Origin of the sequence: Microcoleus sp. S13C4 (assembly GCF_036700865.1) — a bacterium.
Taxonomy (GTDB): domain Bacteria; phylum Cyanobacteriota; class Cyanobacteriia; order Cyanobacteriales; family Microcoleaceae; genus Microcoleus.
Map to the genome: position 1 here is coordinate 1 of NZ_JAUBPS010000170.1, position 1,385 is coordinate 1,385.

Annotated in this window: 2 pseudogenes; both read left to right on the plus strand. The window is 42.5% G+C overall.

Going from position 1 to position 1,385, the window contains the following annotated elements:
• Nucleotides 1-746: 746 nt before the first annotated feature.
• Nucleotides 747-941, plus strand: a pseudogene (locus tag QT996_RS28460) (reverse transcriptase N-terminal domain-containing protein); the annotation flags it as partial.
• A 228-nt stretch (nt 942-1,169) separates the two neighbouring features.
• Nucleotides 1,170-1,310 (plus strand): annotated as a pseudogene (locus QT996_RS28465) (transposase family protein); the annotation flags it as partial.
• Nucleotides 1,311-1,385: the final 75 nt, after the last annotated feature.

Genomic DNA, 1,385 nt, shown 5'->3' on the forward strand with positions numbered 1-1,385 from the left:
TCAGCTCAATTTAAACTGATTGGAATCTTGCTACCCTTGATACAATCAGAAAAACAAGTGAGATTAGAACGGCTCTCCCGGGTGCGATTCGTTCAGTCGAAACCGAGTAATTGGGGGATGACTGGCCTCTATAAGGTAATCCATCAGGATTGAGTTCGCACTTTAATCCCTTATAGACGACAACTTTATAACCTTGCAGGTGAGCGTTAGTATCCTAGAAATCGTTAAGCCCTGCCCCTCAGACGTAGAGGTGAAAGCATATCCCCCACTGTAGCGACTAGCCCTCAATCGGTGAAGCGGGGATAAAAGCGGAAAGAACTACTAGCCTAAAGTGGTATCCCGTGAGCAAGTTCCTACGGATAGCGAAAGCGAAGTCACTGCTTAAATCATCGTTACGCCGAACCAGCGAAATAAGGTTTTATGCGCTGGTAGTCCCAAAAAGGGCATTAGTATAGGGTGGTATGAGAATCCGGATCGGCGGCATACCTACGTTACCCAAAAACTCGGTGAACAAGGTGACATCCTAACGGAACAAACCAATGGTTATGAGGAACGAAGTAACCCACCTGATTACTCTCGGAGAGGTCGAATACTTCGAGCAGTCAGCTAAGACGAAACATCTGGATTTCCAGGTAACAGGTGGCAAAGATTGAGTCAGAAGCCAACGCCTCATTGTAATGGTGAGGATATGCTAACTGACTCACGATAATACGGATGATATAGCTACAAGTAGCAATGAATATGTTATGAACACGGCAGAAAAACCGATATATAAATGGAACGATATCAACTGGCGAAAGCTAGAGCGTAACGTTTTTAAATTGCAAAAGCGGATATATCAAGCGTCTAATCGGGGTGATGTCAAGCTAGTACGCCGACTCCAGAAACTGTTGATAAGTTATTGGGCAGCAAAAGCATTAGCGGTTCGTCGGGTAACCCAGGGTAAGCGCATCTAATTTGGTAGTTAAAAATACAGATAATTTGGTACATTTATATAATCACAGATATCGTTTGAGGAGCGGAGATGTTATCTAGTAGACTGGTGAGTACAAAGTTTCGATCTTACTTAGCAGGTCGGTCTTATGGCATCAGGTTTCACCTCTGACAAACACAGGATTAAAAGGTCAAAAAAATTGAGTATAGCTCAGGCAACTGAACTGACAGAAAAAATGGCATTAGTATTTGCCCAAATCAAAGACCCCCGTGTAGCAAGAACCCGTGTTCATGTATTAACAGATATTTTAATTATCGGAATATTGTCAGTGATTGCAGGAGGTAACGGATGGGAAGACATGGAAAATTATGGAGTATAGCCTTTCTCAGAAAGATGAGGTACAATAACAGCAGTGTGTAAACCAGTTAAAAATATTTGATGATGTAACTTG